Raw genomic sequence first — 15,219 nt, 5'->3', positions numbered from 1 at the left:
AAAGCCCCGGTTCGGCGAACCGGGGCTTTTTGCTGCGTCAGGATGCCGCCTGCTCTTCCAATCTCGTCCGCAGCAGCAATTGCTCGATCTCCGCCGCGCGCGGCGCGCTGAGCGTGCCGCGCTCGATCCCGAGCGGAACATTGCGCAGCGCCAGTTCGCGATACAGCGCGCCCGAATACGGAAACCGCTCGTCGAGGGCGCGGAGATGCTTGAGGATGGTGCCGACATCGCCGCGCGCCACGCAGCCGCCCATGCCGTTGGCCAATCCGCCGTCGAGCACGGCCGCGACCGTGCCGCGCAGCAGCGGCATCATCGCGCGCAGCGCGTCGGTCTCGCTGGCGCCAAAGCTCTTCCAGAGCTCGACGCCTTCTTTGAGCAGCGCGATCAGGAACGGACCGACATAATAGGCCGAGGCGTGATACAGCGCCCGCACCCCGGCCGGCAGCGCCAGCGGCTCGCAGCCGATCCGGGTCGCAAGCCATTCGAGGTCGCGCCTGAACTCGCCCTCGGCCTCGATGCCGACCGTGCATCCGCAGAGCCCCTCGAGCGCAACGTCGGGATTTGCGAACATCTGCATCGGATGAAAGCCGCCGGTGGCCGCGCCTGCGGCTTTGGCATGGTCGAGCGCCGCAAGCTCGGTCGCGCCGCTGCAATGGACCACGCGGTGACGCGGCTGCCAGCGCAGGTCGCGGCACACGGGCAGGATCGCATCGTCGCTCACAGTGAGGAAAATCATGTCGCAGCTGTCGACGACCTGCTGCGCATCCGACAGCGACTTCGCCGACGGGACGCGGGAGCCGAGCCGCTGCGCGGCATCGGCGCCGCGGTTGTAGAACGCCGCGACATCCAGATCCGCGCGGGCGAATGCCGGCGCGAGCGTTTGCGCGACGCGGCCGGCGCCAATGAATCCGATCCGCGCCGCGGCCAGCGCCGTGCTCATTGCGCGTAGCTCCCGTCGATGCGGTCGAGCCTGCGCCGCAACGCCGGCCATTCCAGCAGGCCATAACCGGCTTGCAGGTTCTGCGCCGCTTCATTCATCGTCGGATTGGTGTCACGCTCATTATCCAGCGTGATCTCGGTGCCGGCAAAGCAGGTCACCGTGTTGCCGATCGCGAGCTCAGTCGGCGCGTGCAGCGGCCGGCCGCAGCCGAGCGCATCGATCTGGATCCGGCAGGCCTGCTCCAGCCAATAGATCGCATTGAACGCCTGCTGAATCGTGTTGCCGCAGACCAAGAGGCCATGATTGCGCAGGATCAGGACGTTGTTGCGGCCGAGATCGGCGACGACGCGGTCGCATTCCTCGCGATCGATCGCCGGCCCCTCGAAATCGTGATAGCCGATCCGGCCGTGAAACCGCATCGCCGTCTGCGACAGCGGCAACAGTCCCTCGGCAAGCGTGCTGACCGCCGTGCCTGCCCTGGTATGGGTGTGCAGAACGCATTTCACGTCGGGCCGCGCGCGATGGATCGGCGCATGCAGATAGAAGCCGGCGACGTTGACGTTGTAGCCGTGATCGGGCTGCAGCAAAGTGCGGCCCTGGATGTCGATCTTGACCAGGCTGGACGCCGTGATCTCCTCGTACAGCATGCCGTAGGGATTGATCAGATACTGATCGTCATGCCCCGGGACCTGCGCGCTGATGTGGTTGTAGATCAGGTCGGTCATGCCATAGAGCGCGACCAGCCGATAGCACGCCGCGAGATCGACCCGGGTTGCCCATTCCTGTTCGCCCACGATTGCCCTGATATCGTTGACGGCGCACACTTGGCTCTGACGCATGTTACCGGGGTCCCTGGTGACCGATGACGGAGGCGCGCTCGACGATACCGTCGAGGCCTTCCGACGATGGAAGCGCGCCGAACACATGCATCGCGTCGGCGCCGAGCCTCGATTGCACGAACAGATCGGCGGCAGCGGCGTCGCTGTGCCGCAACATCTCGGCCGCCTGCAACGCATGCGCCATCCGGGTGACCAGCGCCCGCGCATGTCCGTCGTCCGGATAGTGGGCCTGCAGGTGATCGGCGAGGTCGTCGGTGCTTCGGTCATAGACCGGATTGAGGCCCCTGCTCGCGCGCAATTCGTCGATCAACGCATCGCGACACCTGGCATCGCGCTGCATGGCGCGCAGCACGTCCATGCACATCATGTTCGAGGTGCCTTCCCAGATCGAATTCAGCGGCGCCTCGCGATACAGCCGCGCCATCGCATTCTCCATGATGAAGCCGTTGCCGCCATGCACCTGCAGGCATTCGTAAGTGAAGGCCGGCGCGCGCTGGCAATTCCAGAACTTCATCACGGGGGTTGCGACCCGCGCCAGCAGCCGCTCGTGCTCGCTGGTCTGCAGGCCGTCAGTGGCGCGCGCGACGCGGAATGCGCCCAGCATCGCCGCCTCGCTCTCGAGCGCAAGGTCGGCGAGCACATTGCGCTGCATCGGAAGCTCGGACATCGGCTTGCCGAACGCGGTTCGACTTTGCGCGTGATTGATGGCGAGGCTCAACGCCTGCCGCATCAGCCCGGCGGAGCCCACCGCGAAATCCAGCCGCGTCAGATGCGCATGCGCGAGGATTTCCGCGATGCCGCGGCCTTCCTCGCCGACCAGGATCGACCAGGTGTCATGATATTCGATCTCGCTCGATGCGTTGGAGCGGTTGCCGCATTTGTCCTTCAGACGCTGGATGTGGATGCGGTTGGCGCTGCCGTCGGGCAACAGGCGCGGCACGAACAGACAACTGACGCCGGATTGGGTGCGCGCCAGCGTGTAGAAGCCGTCGGCGACCGGCACCGAGAAGAACCATTTGTGGCCGGTGATCGCATAGATCTCGCCATGCGCGCCGCACTCGACGAAGTGCGCGGTGGTCTGGGTCTCGCGTAGGTCGGAGCCGCCCTGCTTTTCGGTCATCGCATAGCCGATGACAGCCGCACGCTTGGCCTCGATCGGAAGCCGGCGCGGATCGTAATCCGCGGCCAGCGTCCGCTCCAGCCACAGCGCGAATTGCGGCTTGCCGGCAAACCCTGCGATCGCAGCGTACGCCATCCCGGTCGGGCAACCGACGCCGTTCTCGATCTGATTCCAGAGATAGCTCAGCGCCGCGCGCGCCAGATGGCCGTGCGGCTCGCGCGTCGACCAGGCCAGGCTATGCACCTCGCTCTGGAACGCCAGCGCCATTAATTGATGCCAGGCCGGATGGAATTCGACCCAATCATTGCGGTTGCCGTAGCGGTCGTGGGTCAAGAGCTTCGGTTCGTGCTCATTGGCAAGCCGCGCCGCCTCCTGCATGGCCTCGCTGCCGGCATGGGCTCCGAGCGCGGAAAGCTTGTCGCGCGCCCATGGCGCCAGCGTCGCGATCAGGCCGTTCAACGCACGATCGTCATCGAATGCATTGAAGCCTGTCGCCGGCCGCGCCTGGTTGCGGACGTCATGGGTCGCAAACGCACCGGTTTTCGTTGCGGTGACGGCCACCGGTTGGACACGCGCATTCATGCGGAGACTCGCGATACGGGGGGCAATTCAGGCGTCGTGTGGCGAAACAGCATGCGCGCGGCGAGCCCTGCGATCGATTGCGCGATCGCCTTCGCCGCATCGGAATCGGGAGCCGCTTCGGGCGCCAGCGGACCGACCAGCGCCTCCATGAACGCACCGGTCACGCAGGATGCCGCGACATTCGCGTCGGTCTCGACGAACTCGCCATTGGCGATGCCGCGCCGGACAAGCCGCGCGATCTGATCGGCGAGTGCCGCCCGGTATTTCAACCGCGCCGCGTCGATCTCGGGCTCACAGGGTTCCGCGATCAGCGCGTAGGCCAGCCGGCGGCCGCGCATCGCCCGGACCGAGAAGGTGTAGATCGCATCCACCAGGCATTGCGACGGCGATCCCTCGGCCTCGACGATCGCGGCGACCACCGCCACCTCGCGCTCCGACACCAGCCCGAGCACCTGGGCGTACAGGTCCGCCTTCGAGTCGAAGTAGCGATACACGCTGCCGGTGGCCACGCCGGCCCCGGGCGGCGATCAGCGCGATCTGGGCGTCCTTCCACCCGCTCAGCGCCACGGCTTCCCTCGCGGCATCCAGGATCCGTGCCTTGGTCTCGACCAGCTGATTGAGGCGAACCGCTGCAATTGCCATAGTGAACCGTAATTCATGAATAAAGGATCATAATTCATACTCGGTTGAGTGCTCCTGCCTGTCAAGGGTCCACAGGCGCACTGCGGCCAGGACGCGCCCTGCCAGGACGCGCCCTGCCATCGGGAGCGCAGCCGCCGCCGTCGTACGGACCTTATGGGATAGGGAGGCGGCGCCGGCCAGGGGCCCGCGCCAGCGGGCAATACAGCGCTGCCAGCCCGCTGAGGGCACCAGGCCGGCAGCACGGTGGCATCGCGTCAGATCATCGGACACCCAAGCAAAAGGCCCGATCGCAATGCGATCGGGCCTTGTTTTGAGCTCGATGTCCCGAGAAACCCGTCCCAGCCCGGGACGGTTGGATCAGGCCGCCTTCGCCGTCACCATGACGTCGTCCACCGGCATCAGCACCTCGTTGCCGAGCAGGAAGCCGCGGCAGCTGCGCAGCGAGCGCAGCGCGCGGTTGAAGTCGATCCCGGTCGACACCAGCGCCCGCAGCGTCCGCGGATTGCGCGCGATGCCGCGCAGCACCTTGCGCAGATCGATGTCGCCGTTCGGCTTCACCGCTGACTTCGCCAGCTCCGGCAGCGCCCGGTGCGCGGGATCGCTGATCACGCGCAGGGCTGCGAACGGAATGCCTGCTTTGGCGGCATAGGCGGCCGCGATATGGCTCTCCATATCCACCGCAGCGGCGCCGGTGATCGAGCGCAGCGCGGCCTTGCAGGCCTTTGCCGCGATCACCTGTTCGACGCCGGCGAGACCGCCGCGGACGATCCTGCGGCGCTTCAGCGCGGCGCTGGCGATCATCTCCTCGTTCAAGGCGGATGCGGCCAGGAAACGCGTATCGCCCGACATCACCTCGGTCGCGACCACGACGTCGCCCGACTTCAGCGACGGGTCGAGCCCGCCGGCCACGCCGAACGAAATCACGCCACGGAAAGTCTTCGGATCCAGCGTCGCCAGCAATTCACGCAGCTGCTGTGGATCGCTCGAGCTGCAGATCACGATCATGCCGGGGCCTGCCGCGATGCGGGCCTCCTGCACCAATCCAGTCACAATCAGTACCGGCCGAGGATCAATTCTGCCCACGGACTCGGCGGCCCCCGCCTCAACAATCACATCCCGACCCCTACCACCCTGCTATTGGTGCTTCTCAAATTCCGATACCGCGCCAGCGCCCAGAGCGGAAAGAACTTCGAGTAACCATGATATCGCAAGTAAAATACCCGCGGAAACCCCGTAGCCGTGTATCGCTGCTCGTCCCACAGCCCTTTTTCCGTCTGTGTTGCCTTTAGGTACTCCACCCCCCGCGCAACGGCGGGGTTTTCGACCTCTCCGGCCGCCATCAATCCAAGCAAGGCCCATGCCGTTTGCGAGGACGTCGATGGCGCAACTTCATAACCCTTGTAATCCAGCCGGTAGCTGACGGCATCCTCGCCCCAGCCGCCGTCCTGATTCTGGACCGATGCCAGCCAGTTGACCGCTTTGCGAATCATCGGGTCGTTGCGATCGACTCCTGCGACATTAAGCGCACACAGCACCGACCAGGTGCCGTAGATGTAGTTGAGGCCCCAGCGGCCGTACCAGGAGCCCTCGGCGAGCTGGGTGCGGCGCAGATAGGCGATACCGTCGGCCATCGCCTTGCTGCTCTCGACGGTCTCGCCGAGCTGGCCGAGCATCGAGATGCAGCGCGCGGTGACGTCCTCGGTCGGTGGATCCAGCAATGCGCCGTGGTCGGAGAACGGGATGTTGTTGAGGTAGTATTCGAGGTTGTTGGCGTCGAAGGCCGCCCAGCCGCCGTCGCGGCTCTGCAACCCTTCGATCCACTCGCGGCCGCGTGCGATCGCCTCGTCGTAGTCCCGGGTTCCGGTGTGGCGGCGCGCGCGATCCATCGCCATCACCACCACGGCGGTATCGTCGAGATCGGGATAATGGTCGTTGTTGTACTGGAACGCCCAGCCGCCGGGACGAACGTCCGGCGCCTTGACCGCCCAGTCGCCCTTCAGGTCCAGCACCTGGCGCGGCTTCAGCCAGTCGAGACCCTGCCTGGCCTTGGCGAGCGTGTCGTCGCCGCCCGCTTCCTGAAGTGCGTGACAGGTCAGCGCGGTGTCCCACACCGGCGAAACGCAGGGCTGGCAATAGGCCTCGTCGTCGCCGACCACCAGCAGCTTGTCGATGCCGCGGCGGGTGGTGGCGCGCGGCGGGAAATTCTCGTCCTTGCCGAGCGCATCATACATCATGACGATGTTGGCCATCGGCGGATAGATCGCGCCCATGCCGTCTTCGCCGTTCAACCGCTCCTCGGTGAAGGTGAGCGCGGCGTCGATCGCGCGCTGGCGCAGGCGCTTCGGAAACATCGGCTCGATCACGCGCAGCACGGCGTCGAGCGAGCGGAACAGATAGAACCAGCTGGCGCTCTGATGCGGCGCCTTCGGCGCCATGCGGACCGATTTCGGATCCTCCAGGAACAGTTCGTCGATGCCGACGCCCTTCGGGTTCTTCGCGCGCGGCTTCAGCGCGGCGAGCACCATCAGCGGCACCATGGTGGTGCGCGCCCAGTAGGAGATCTTGTTGATGTGGAACGGCGACCACATCGGCAGCAGCATGATCTCGATCGGCAGCACCGGCGTCGCGCGCCAGGTCACGACGCCATAGAGCGCGAGCAGGAAGCGCGTGAACACATTGCTGGCCGCGGCGCCGCCGCGCGAACGGATCGCCTCGCGCGCCCGCACCATATGCGGCGCATCCACGGAATCGCCGATCATCTTCAGCGCGAAGTACGACTTCACGCTGGCGCTCATGTCGAACGGGCCATCATGCACCAGCGGCCAGCCGCCATGCGCGCCCTGGACGCGGCGCAGGTAATTGCCGAGCTTGGCCTCGAGCCCTGTATCGATCGGTTCGGCAAGATAGTGACGCAGCAGGATGTACTCGGCCGGAATCGTGCTGTCGGCCTCGAGCTCGAATACCCAATGTCCGTCGGACTGGCGATAGCCGAGCAGCGCCTCGGTTGCCTTGGAGATGCTCTTCTCCAGCGCGACCGGGTCGACTGCAACGCCGTGATCTCTCGAAAGCATTTCGCTCGATATCCTCTTCATCGCGGACCGGCTGATCGAAAGCCGCGGCCGCTCCAGAACATGATCCGATCAATCGGATCATGTTCTCATTCATTTGTCGGTCGCATTTTCTTGACGCGAACCGGTGACCACTTCGCTCGAAAATGCTCCAGCAGGTCGAATCTAGCGCGTGGCCAGAACCAGATCGGCGGCGCGATCACCGGATCGCACCGACCCCTCGATGGTCGCCGGCAACCCGGTAGCAGTCCAGTCGCCGGCAAGGAACAGGTTTTTTTGCGCCGTTGCGGGCCCCGGACGCAGGGCATTCTGCTCCGGCGTCGCCTCGAATGTGGCGCGGCGTTCACGCACGATCTGCCAGGCTGGCAAGTCGCCGGATACGCCGGATGCCTTGCAGATATCCCGCCAGATCGCCTGCGCAAGCTCCTCGCGCGGCATGTCGACCAGGCGGTCGCCGTTCGAGATCGTCACCGACAGCCGTTGCGGGAACGCGAACAGCCATTCGACGAGGCCGCCGACTACGCCGAGAATGGGCGCTGCGTCGCGCGGCGGATCGACGCGGAAATGCGCATTGACGATGGCGCGGAATTTGGTCGGAGTTTTCAGGCCGGGTAGCAGCGATGCCGCGGCGCGCGGCGGCACCGCGAGCACGACGGCATCGTCGGCCGCCAGCGCGATCTTGTCGCCATTGCCAAAGTCGAGCTCGCTGACGCGATCACCCGCCATGACGAGCGCACGCAATTCGTGACTGAACTGGACGCTGTGGCCCCGCTCCTGCAGCAGCTTGACGGCGGGCTCGATCAGCACCGAGCTCAGACCGTCGCGCGCGATCAACGGACGGCAGGCCTGCCCACCCGCGAGCAGCGTCTCGCGCACGATGGCGCCGGCGAGCCCGGCCGAGCCCTCCGGCGGATCGACGTTCAGCGCCGCGAGCAGCAGCGGCTGCACCAGCCGGTCATACAGCGTGCCCTTGCAGGGAATGGTGTTGCCGACCAGCGCGCCGGTGCCGGCCCAGGCCAGCGGCGCCAAGGCGAGGTAGTCGCGCAGGGTGGTGTCCGGCACGCGGCGCGCCTCGTCGAACACCCACAGCGGCAGGCGGGAATCGCCGAGATCGAGCTGCCAGCGCTGGCCGCCGGCCAGATCGACGAATGGAAACTGCGCGCGCGCAGGTCCCACCAGGCCGGCCTCGGTGCCGATCGAGCGCGCATAGCTCAGCGCATGACGGTTGCCCGACAGCAAGAGATGGTTGCCATTGTCGATGGTGAGATTGGTGGCGGCGTCGAAATAGGAGCGGCAGCGGCCGCCGGCCTGCTGCGTCGCCTCGTGCACGGCCACCCTGTAGCCGCCATTGGCGAGCCGCACGGCAGCGGAGAGGCCGGAAATGCCGGCACCGATGATATGAACGGTCTTTTGCATCAGATGATCGCGTAACGAAGAAGAATGCCGATCTTGGCCGCCTTGGACACACGCACCGGCTCACGCGGCGCGGCGAAGCCGCGCGCGATCAACAGATCGAGGATCGCGCGGTAGTATTTCGACATGATCCGGGGCGCGCGCACGGCACGGCGCGAATTGCGCTTCATGATCTCGTCGGACTTCTGGAAATGCATCTTGGCGCGCTCGGCGAGCGGCGCACACACCTTCGGCAGCGCGCGGTCGGCGGTGACGCGGGCCGGGTCGTTGTTGGTGATGCCGGCATGCCAGAGCCATTCGCGCGGCAAATAGAGCCGGCCGAGGCCGGCATCCTCGTCGATGTCGCGCAGGATGTTGGTGAGCTGCAACGCGCGGCCGAGGTGATAGGCGAGCTGGATGCCGTCCTCCTCGGGCAGGCCGAACACGCGCACCGACAGCCGGCCGACCGCGCTCGCGACGCGATCGCAATACAAATCGAGCGTTGCGAGATCCGGCGCGCGGATGTCCTGCGGCACGTCCATTTCCATGCCGTCGACGATCGCGACGAAATCCTCGCGCTTCAGGCCGAACGCCTTCACCGATCCGACATAGTCCTTCAGCCGCTCCGGCGGATGGCCGGCATAGAGCGCGTCGATATCGTCGCGCCACTGCTGCAGCGCCGCCAGCCGCTCCGGTCGCGGGCCGTCGGAATCGGCGATGTCGTCGACCTGCCGGCAGAAACTGTAGATCTGGAACATCGCCTCGCGCTGCGCGTGCGGCAGGATGCGCATCGCGGCGTAGAACGAGCTGCCCGACGCGGTGCTTCCGTAATTTGCGTTGGCCGCCGCCTCGACACTCATGCGCCTGCCGCCGTCCTGGATGCCGCGCGGCGGCCGGTGGCGCGCTGCGCGGTCTCGCCGGCGACACCGCCGAGACTCTGCAGCAGCAGTTCAACCTTGCTCAGATGCACGCGCTCGCTGAGCGGATCGCGGACCTTCAGCATGGTGACGATCTTGTCGGCGAACGCCTGGATCACCGAGATCTCGAGGCCGAGCCTGAAATCCTTCACCTCGGCGGCGAGCGACTTGCTCTGGTCGAGCAGCGTCTCGGTTCGCACCGCGAGCGCCTGCAGGCATTTGAGCAGGGCCGGCTGCGACTTCGCCTCGCCGAGCATCTCGACGGTCGCGCCCGCGGCAGCCAGCGCATCGCGCGGCAGGTAGACGCGGTTCAGGTTGCGGTAGTCCTTGCCGCAGTCCTGAAGGTGGTTGTTGATCTGCAGCCCGGCGCACAGCGCATCCGACGCCGCCCAGGTCGAGGTATCCTCGCCATGCACGTCGAGCATGAAGCGCCCGACCGGCATCGCCGAGTAGCGGCAATAGTCGATCACGTCGTCCCAGGTCTCGTAGCGCAGCTTGGTGACGTCGAGGCGGAACGCCACCAGCACGTCGAGCGCGTGCCGCGGCGGCATGCCGCGCTCGGCGAAGGCCCGGCGCAGATTGACCGCTTCCTTCTGGGTCTCGCCATTGCCGAGCAGCTCGGCCTCCATAAGGTCGAGATAGCGCAGCTTCTCATCGGCCGGCAGCGTGGCGTGATCGGCGATATCGTCGGCGGTGCGGACGAAATTATAGAAGGCCAGGATCAGGGCGCGATGCCGCGGATGAATGATCCACGACGCGACGGGAAAATTCTCGTCGCGATGGGTCTTTCCGGATCGCAGGTCGCTCGCGGTGGTCATGGGAAATTTGGGCTACACTGGTCATGGCACGACGCAGGCGCGAACGGCCGGGCGCATGCGGGGGATTTGCGAGCCCCATATAGGGGAATACGCCACCAAAACCAATGCCATCTGTGACCGCCAGCATAAGCGGCCGCGGCCGGCATGGCTGCCAGCCGCGGTGTCGATAGCGGTCCCTTGAGACCTGAATTCAGTCTTACTGGCCGTGGGTCTTCAGAACCTGGTCGCAGGCGGCGCTGATCTTGCTGCGGTTCTGCTGCAGGCAGGCGAGAATGGTGAAATCACCCTGATCGATCACGGCGCGGCAGTGGCGCTGCACGTCGCGCGTGCAGGCCTTCTGCTCATCGGGTGTACCGCGTCCCTGCTGCTGCTGGGCGACGGCGCTGGACGCGAGCGGGATCGACAACAGGGCAAGTGCCAAGAGAAATTTACGCATCGTATTCCTTCATTTCCGACAGCAGAAAATCTGTTCCCGAAAGCGTTTCGGCAAGGCCGGGACGGATTTTGGGGATTGCAGACGCCACGTAACGCGGCAACGGATTGACGACAAGCACCGCTAAATGCGGCTAAATTTGCGGCGCTGTAAACCCCCGCATAAGCTATTGATTCAAAAAAGTGATTTGTGCCATCACTTTGTCGCGTTTGACCATTGCGGACAGCACTTGCGCAAAGCTACATGCGGTCATGAGGCGTGCGGTTTCTGATTCTGTTCGATGACAGTAGAGGCGCGGGGACGGCGCTGCTGTCGTTTGAACCTAACATTCTTCGGTGACACTAAACCTTCGATGCGGCGAGACGCTTTCTTGCGTAGGAGGCGTTGATTTTGATGGGAAAATTCACAATGAAACGGTTTGGTTCCAGCCTTTATGGTCAGGCTCTCGGGGCTATGGGCGTCGGCGCCGCACTGATGCTGTCTGCCTCCGCCGTCCACGCCCAGGCCAGCGGCCCCTTTGCCGGCTTTGCCGGCTCGTGGACCGGCACAGGCACGGTGGCGCTGTCCAACGGCACCACGGAACGGATTCGCTGCAAGGCTGACTACAAGGTCGCGCCGTCGGGCATGAACCTGAAGCAGTCTCTGCATTGCGCCAGCGACAGCTACAAGTTCGACCTCTCCAGCGATGTCACCAGCCAGGGCGACCGGATCTCCGGCAACTGGAGCGAGGCCAGCCGCAACATCTTCGGCAATTTGCAGGGCACCGCGGGCGGCGGACGGATCGACGTGTTCGTCGAGGCCTCCGGCTTTGCCGCGAACCTGAACCTGCAGACCAACGGCTCCAAGCAGGTTGTGCAGATCGACTCCAAGGGCGAGATCCGCGGCGTCTCGATCACGATGACGAAGAGCTGACGCTCCGCGGCCGATTCCCAAGCCAACAAAAAGGCCCGGTTCCGAACGCGTCGGAACCGGGCCTTCTGTTGATCGGGCATCAGGCCTTTTCGATCGGCGCCGGCTGGCCGCCTCTGCCGCGCAGCTTCTGCGACAGGTTGATCAGGAACATCGAGGTCGGCCGCAGGATGAACAGGTCCGCGACCAGGGCTGCGACCATCGAGAATGCGCTGAGCCAGCCGAACAGGCGCAGCGACGGCAGGTCGGAGAACACGGTGACGACGAGACCGCAGGCCAGCACCACCGTGGTCAGGATCAGCGCCGGCCCGACCAGCACGGTGGCGCGCTCCACCGCAAGTTCCGGCGTGACGCCCGGCTTGGTCTCCAGCCGCAGGCGGTTGAGGAAGTGGATGGTGGCGGAAAGCCCGAGGCCGAACGACACGGTCAATGCCACCACGCTGGCGAATTGCAGCCCCTCCCCGAGCAGCCACAGCACGGTGCCCGACAGCACCACGGGGAAGATGCCGGGCAGGATGCAGGAGAACATCACCACGACCGAGCGGAACGCGAGCCCGATGAAGATCGCGACCAGCGCGAATTCCACCGTGAGGCCGCGGTTGAGCTTCTCGATCATGTTGGCGCTGTTACGCGCGGCAATCACCGACAGGCCGGTGACGGCGATCTCGTAGCCGGGATGCTCGGCACGCACCTTGTCGAGCGAGTGATCGAGCTTGTTCACCACCGGCAACAGCTGGCTCGAATCCAGATCAGGCACCCGGCCCGACACCACGACGGCATCCTGATCCTTCGAGATGAAACGGCGCACGAGATGTTCGGGAATCACGCCGACATATTCCTTCAGCGTCGCGACATCGTTGCTGCCGGCCTTTTCGGCGAGCCAGCGCCGCAGGGTTTCCAGCGACCAGACGTTGCCGACGCCGGCACTGTCCTCGACCATCGCATGCACGTCGGCGATCGTCTTCAGCGTCTCCGGCGAGTAGAGCGATTCACCCTTGGGGAATTCGATCAAGACGTCGACCGGATTGGCGCCGGTCAGCTTGGCGTCGAGCCGGCCTGACGCCGCCACCGCCTGCCGCTTGTCCGGCACCTGGTCGGCGAGCCGGTAACGCGGCTCGAGATTGGCGTAGATGATGCCGAGACCGCCGACCACGATCAGTGCGAGCAGGCTGAACAGCCCGGGACGGCCGACCATGCGCACCGCGATCCAGTAGCAGAAATTGCGCAGCGCCTGGACGCCGGCATCGGCGCTCTGGAACTTGACCGCGAAGACCTTCTCGTTGCGCACCAGCAGGATGCCGAACACCGGCACCAGCGAGAGCACCGCGACCAGCGCGATGATGGTCGCCGCAAGTCCGGCCTCGCCGAATTTGCGGATCAGGTCGGAATCCGAGAACTGCAACGCGATGAAGGAAATGCCGGCCGTGCCGTGGGTCAGCACGCAGGCCGGGCCGACCACCAGCACCGCGTTCTTGAATGCGGTGAACTTGTCCTGCCCCGCGATCAGCCGGTCGCGTGCCGCGAATGTCAGCTGCATCGAATCGGAGAAGCTGATCACCATGATGAGCGGCGTCATCACGTTGAGGAACATGTTGAGATTGAAATTGGCCCAGCCGAGGCCGCCGAGCGCGAGCAGGATCGCGATCATCGGCGGGAACGCCGCCGCCACCATGAAGGAAATCTTGCGGAAGAAGATGATGGCGATGACGCAGCCGGCAAGGATGCCGAGGATGTTGTAGGTCAGGCCGTCGCGCTCGACCGCATTGCGGATCTCGAGCTGCATGACCGGCACGCCGGACAACTGGGCATTGAGCCCGCTGCCGCCGAGATCGTCGGCCATGATCTTCCTGATGTCGCCGACCACCTTGCCGAGCTTGTTGCTGCCGACCACCTCCGGCTCGAGCGACAGCACGACCAGCGCGAGCGTGCCGTCCTCCGACAGCAGCTTGCCGCGGATGATCTCGTTGCTTTTGACGGTCTCGACGAACTTGTCGTAGGCCGCGCCCTCCGGAAGCTCGTTCGGGAACAGCGCCGCCGGCAGCTTGCCGGGCTCCGGCGCCTGGCGCGCGGAGAACAGCGACACCAGGCCGCGCACGCCCTCGACGAGTTGCAGGTCCGTGACCATGTCACGGAGCTTGCCGAGATTGTCGCGCTCAAGCAGCGTCTTGCCTTCGACGACGACCAGGACGTCGAACTCGGTCGCCGGGAAGCGCTTGGTCACCGCCTCGTACTGCTTGTAGTCCTTGGATTCGGAGCGGAACAGCTGCGACAGCGAGTCGTCGATCTTGATCCGGTGCACACCGAACACGGCACCGATCAGCAGCAGGACGAGCACGATGCAGGACAGGATCGGCGCCCGCATCGGGATCAGGCCGAGCCGTTCGATCCCGAAGGCGATGCTGGGCCCCGAGCGCGGCTCTTCAACCTTCTCGACGTGGACCTGACTTTCGGAATTCTTTTCGAGCATGCCCTGTCCAGTTCTGCAAACGGCTCAATCTGTCTAGCTTGGGTCTAAAGCGCGATGAGATCGGATTGAATCATCGCGCTCTAGCTTCTTGTTTGCGCACGATCTTTTCGGAAAACCGCTACGCACTTTTCCGGATCATGCTTCAGGGGCGCAAATGCGGCGGGTGAGCGCGATTGTCCGGCGCTAGTCCTTGAAAACACGCGAATATTGACCGGCGCCGGTTTTACCTGTCCGCCCTCTTGCTCGCAAGCGCGCGGGGCGCGCCAAATCGACGGGGAACCACCGATATCAGCCATTAAGTAACTGATTTGCCACACCCTGGGAGCGCATTCCGTGACGATCCACCGCCACTTTCATCCTTCAACGCGACCCCGGTGACCTGGCGTGCCAGGCCTTCGCGCACAAGCCAGGCGATTCTGAATGCGGCGTCCGCATAGCTCAGCCCGGCACGGTGGATGTTGGAAATGCAGTTGCGATCGGCGTCGGTCAAACCGATCCGCGGCGCGAAGGTGAGATAGGCGCCAAGGCTGTCGGGTGCGGACAGGCCCGGCCGCTCGCCGATCAGCATCACCAGCATGCGCGCGCCGATGATGGCGCCGATCTCGTCCCCGAGTGCGACCCGCGCCCCCGATGCGACGATCACCGCAGCGGCGTCGACCTTGTCGGCCGCGAGTTGCGGCAACAGATGCCGGATCAACTCGACGGCATGCACATTGACCGCGGTCGGCGACAGGCCGTCACCGATCACGATGGCACAGGAACAGGCGGTGATGCCGCTAGCCTCCAGCGATCGCCGGGACGCCGAATCCAGCATGCGCCCGAGGTCGGGCCGGCGCAGATAGTCGCGCCGGCTGTGCGCCTGGCTCGATACCTGAAGCGGCGTGATGCCGAGGCCGGCAGCGCCGGCTGCAATCCCGCCGACATCGAAGGCGGCGTGAACGGCGTCGCGGGCGCGGGCATGGTCGAGCGTGAAGGAGAGCAGCGCATCGGTCGGCAGGCTGGCCCCGGAGCGGCCGAGGCCGACGCGCGCCGGCGTGAGCTCGCGCAGATCGGGAAGCGAAGGGAGCGATGGCGCTGGCGGTGTGGTCATGC

At 65.4% G+C, this 15,219-nt stretch carries 13 protein-coding genes; 1 reads left to right on the top strand and 12 read right to left on the bottom strand.

Features of this window, described 5'->3' with window-relative positions; genetic code table 11:
• Positions 1 to 37 precede the first annotated feature (37 nt).
• From ACVMB0_RS20545 to ACVMB0_RS20500, 10 genes are all read right to left on the bottom strand, one after another.
• Positions 38 to 940 carry a Rossmann-like and DUF2520 domain-containing protein gene (locus ACVMB0_RS20545; RefSeq protein WP_461347465.1) on the bottom strand — a complete coding sequence of 301 codons (903 nt, stop codon included), beginning with the start codon at positions 938 to 940 and terminating at the stop codon, positions 38 to 40.
• Entirely contained in the window at positions 937 to 1,779 is an 843-nt protein-coding gene (locus ACVMB0_RS20540) for a class II aldolase/adducin family protein (protein WP_461347464.1), read from the bottom strand. The genes ACVMB0_RS20545 and ACVMB0_RS20540 overlap by 4 nt, the downstream gene beginning before the upstream one ends.
• Before the next feature lies 1 nt (position 1,780).
• Positions 1,781 to 3,481, bottom strand: a complete 1,701-nt coding sequence (locus ACVMB0_RS20535; RefSeq protein ID WP_461347463.1) for an acyl-CoA dehydrogenase family protein — start codon at positions 3,479 to 3,481, stop codon at positions 1,781 to 1,783.
• Positions 3,478 to 3,990 carry a TetR/AcrR family transcriptional regulator gene (locus ACVMB0_RS20530; RefSeq protein ID WP_461347462.1) on the bottom strand — a complete coding sequence of 171 codons (513 nt, stop codon included), beginning with the start codon at positions 3,988 to 3,990 and terminating at the stop codon, positions 3,478 to 3,480. Before ACVMB0_RS20530 ends, ACVMB0_RS20535 begins: the two co-directional genes overlap by 4 nt.
• Positions 3,991 to 4,480: 490 nt before the next feature.
• The gene (locus ACVMB0_RS20525; RefSeq protein ID WP_456755866.1) at positions 4,481 to 5,206 is read right to left on the bottom strand and encodes a phosphorylase; all 726 of its coding nucleotides are present in this window, start codon (positions 5,204 to 5,206) and stop codon (positions 4,481 to 4,483) included.
• A 26-nt stretch (positions 5,207 to 5,232) separates the two neighbouring features.
• Entirely contained in the window at positions 5,233 to 7,194 is a 1,962-nt protein-coding gene (shc, locus tag ACVMB0_RS20520) for a squalene--hopene cyclase (protein ID WP_456798347.1), read from the bottom strand.
• Between the two features lie 162 nt (positions 7,195 to 7,356).
• Positions 7,357 to 8,607: a hydroxysqualene dehydroxylase HpnE gene (hpnE, locus tag ACVMB0_RS20515; RefSeq protein ID WP_461347461.1), complete on the bottom strand. Its 1,251-nt coding sequence runs from the start codon at positions 8,605 to 8,607 to the stop codon at positions 7,357 to 7,359.
• Entirely contained in the window at positions 8,607 to 9,443 is an 837-nt protein-coding gene (hpnD, locus tag ACVMB0_RS20510) for a presqualene diphosphate synthase HpnD (RefSeq protein ID WP_456755869.1), read from the bottom strand. The genes hpnE and hpnD overlap by 1 nt, the downstream gene beginning before the upstream one ends.
• Positions 9,440 to 10,318 (bottom strand): squalene synthase HpnC, encoded by an 879-nt coding sequence (gene hpnC, locus ACVMB0_RS20505; RefSeq protein WP_461347460.1) that lies wholly within the window; start codon positions 10,316 to 10,318, stop codon positions 9,440 to 9,442. Before hpnC ends, hpnD begins: the two co-directional genes overlap by 4 nt.
• Before the next feature lie 196 nt (positions 10,319 to 10,514).
• Entirely contained in the window at positions 10,515 to 10,754 is a 240-nt protein-coding gene (locus ACVMB0_RS20500; protein ID WP_456755871.1) for a hypothetical protein, read from the bottom strand.
• 405 nt (positions 10,755 to 11,159) lie between these two features.
• On the opposite strand from ACVMB0_RS20500, the gene ACVMB0_RS20495 reads away from it, so the two are divergent.
• Positions 11,160 to 11,663, top strand: coding sequence for a hypothetical protein (locus tag ACVMB0_RS20495; RefSeq protein ID WP_461347459.1), 504 nt, complete (start codon positions 11,160 to 11,162; stop codon positions 11,661 to 11,663).
• A 79-nt stretch (positions 11,664 to 11,742) separates the two neighbouring features.
• Here the strand turns inward: ACVMB0_RS20495 and ACVMB0_RS20490 are convergent, their stop codons facing one another.
• Positions 11,743 to 14,127: an efflux RND transporter permease subunit gene (locus ACVMB0_RS20490; RefSeq protein ID WP_456755873.1), complete on the bottom strand. Its 2,385-nt coding sequence runs from the start codon at positions 14,125 to 14,127 to the stop codon at positions 11,743 to 11,745.
• A 295-nt stretch (positions 14,128 to 14,422) separates the two neighbouring features.
• On the bottom strand, positions 14,423 to 15,217 hold the full coding sequence (gene eutC, locus ACVMB0_RS20485; RefSeq protein WP_456755874.1) for an ethanolamine ammonia-lyase subunit EutC: 795 nt from the start codon (positions 15,215 to 15,217) through the stop codon (positions 14,423 to 14,425).
• Positions 15,218 to 15,219: the final 2 nt, after the last annotated feature.

The organism is Bradyrhizobium sp. USDA 4451 (assembly GCF_054822585.1).
Note: the sequence above shows the minus strand (reverse complement) of the source record. Positions and strands in the feature narration are given on the sequence as shown.

Bases quoted from the DNA above. Each gene is read 5' to 3' on its own strand.
- ACVMB0_RS20495 (WP_461347459.1), top strand. From the start codon at position 11,160: ATGAAACGGTTTGGTTCCAGCCTTTATGGTCAGGCTCTCGGGGCTATG.
- ACVMB0_RS20535 (WP_461347463.1), bottom strand. From the start codon at position 3,481: ATGAATGCGCGTGTCCAACCGGTGGCCGTCACCGCAACGAAAACCGGT.
- hpnD (WP_456755869.1), bottom strand. From the start codon at position 9,443: ATGAGTGTCGAGGCGGCGGCCAACGCAAATTACGGAAGCACCGCGTCG.
- shc (WP_456798347.1), bottom strand. From the start codon at position 7,194: ATGCTTTCGAGAGATCACGGCGTTGCAGTCGACCCGGTCGCGCTGGAG.
- ACVMB0_RS20500 (WP_456755871.1), bottom strand. From the start codon at position 10,754: ATGCGTAAATTTCTCTTGGCACTTGCCCTGTTGTCGATCCCGCTCGCG.
- hpnE (WP_461347461.1), bottom strand. From the start codon at position 8,607: ATGCAAAAGACCGTTCATATCATCGGTGCCGGCATTTCCGGCCTCTCC.
- eutC (WP_456755874.1), bottom strand. From the start codon at position 15,217: ATGACCACACCGCCAGCGCCATCGCTCCCTTCGCTTCCCGATCTGCGC.
- hpnC (WP_461347460.1), bottom strand. From the start codon at position 10,318: ATGACCACCGCGAGCGACCTGCGATCCGGAAAGACCCATCGCGACGAG.
- ACVMB0_RS20490 (WP_456755873.1), bottom strand. From the start codon at position 14,127: ATGCTCGAAAAGAATTCCGAAAGTCAGGTCCACGTCGAGAAGGTTGAA.
- ACVMB0_RS20545 (WP_461347465.1), bottom strand. From the start codon at position 940: ATGAGCACGGCGCTGGCCGCGGCGCGGATCGGATTCATTGGCGCCGGC.
- ACVMB0_RS20540 (WP_461347464.1), bottom strand. From the start codon at position 1,779: ATGCGTCAGAGCCAAGTGTGCGCCGTCAACGATATCAGGGCAATCGTG.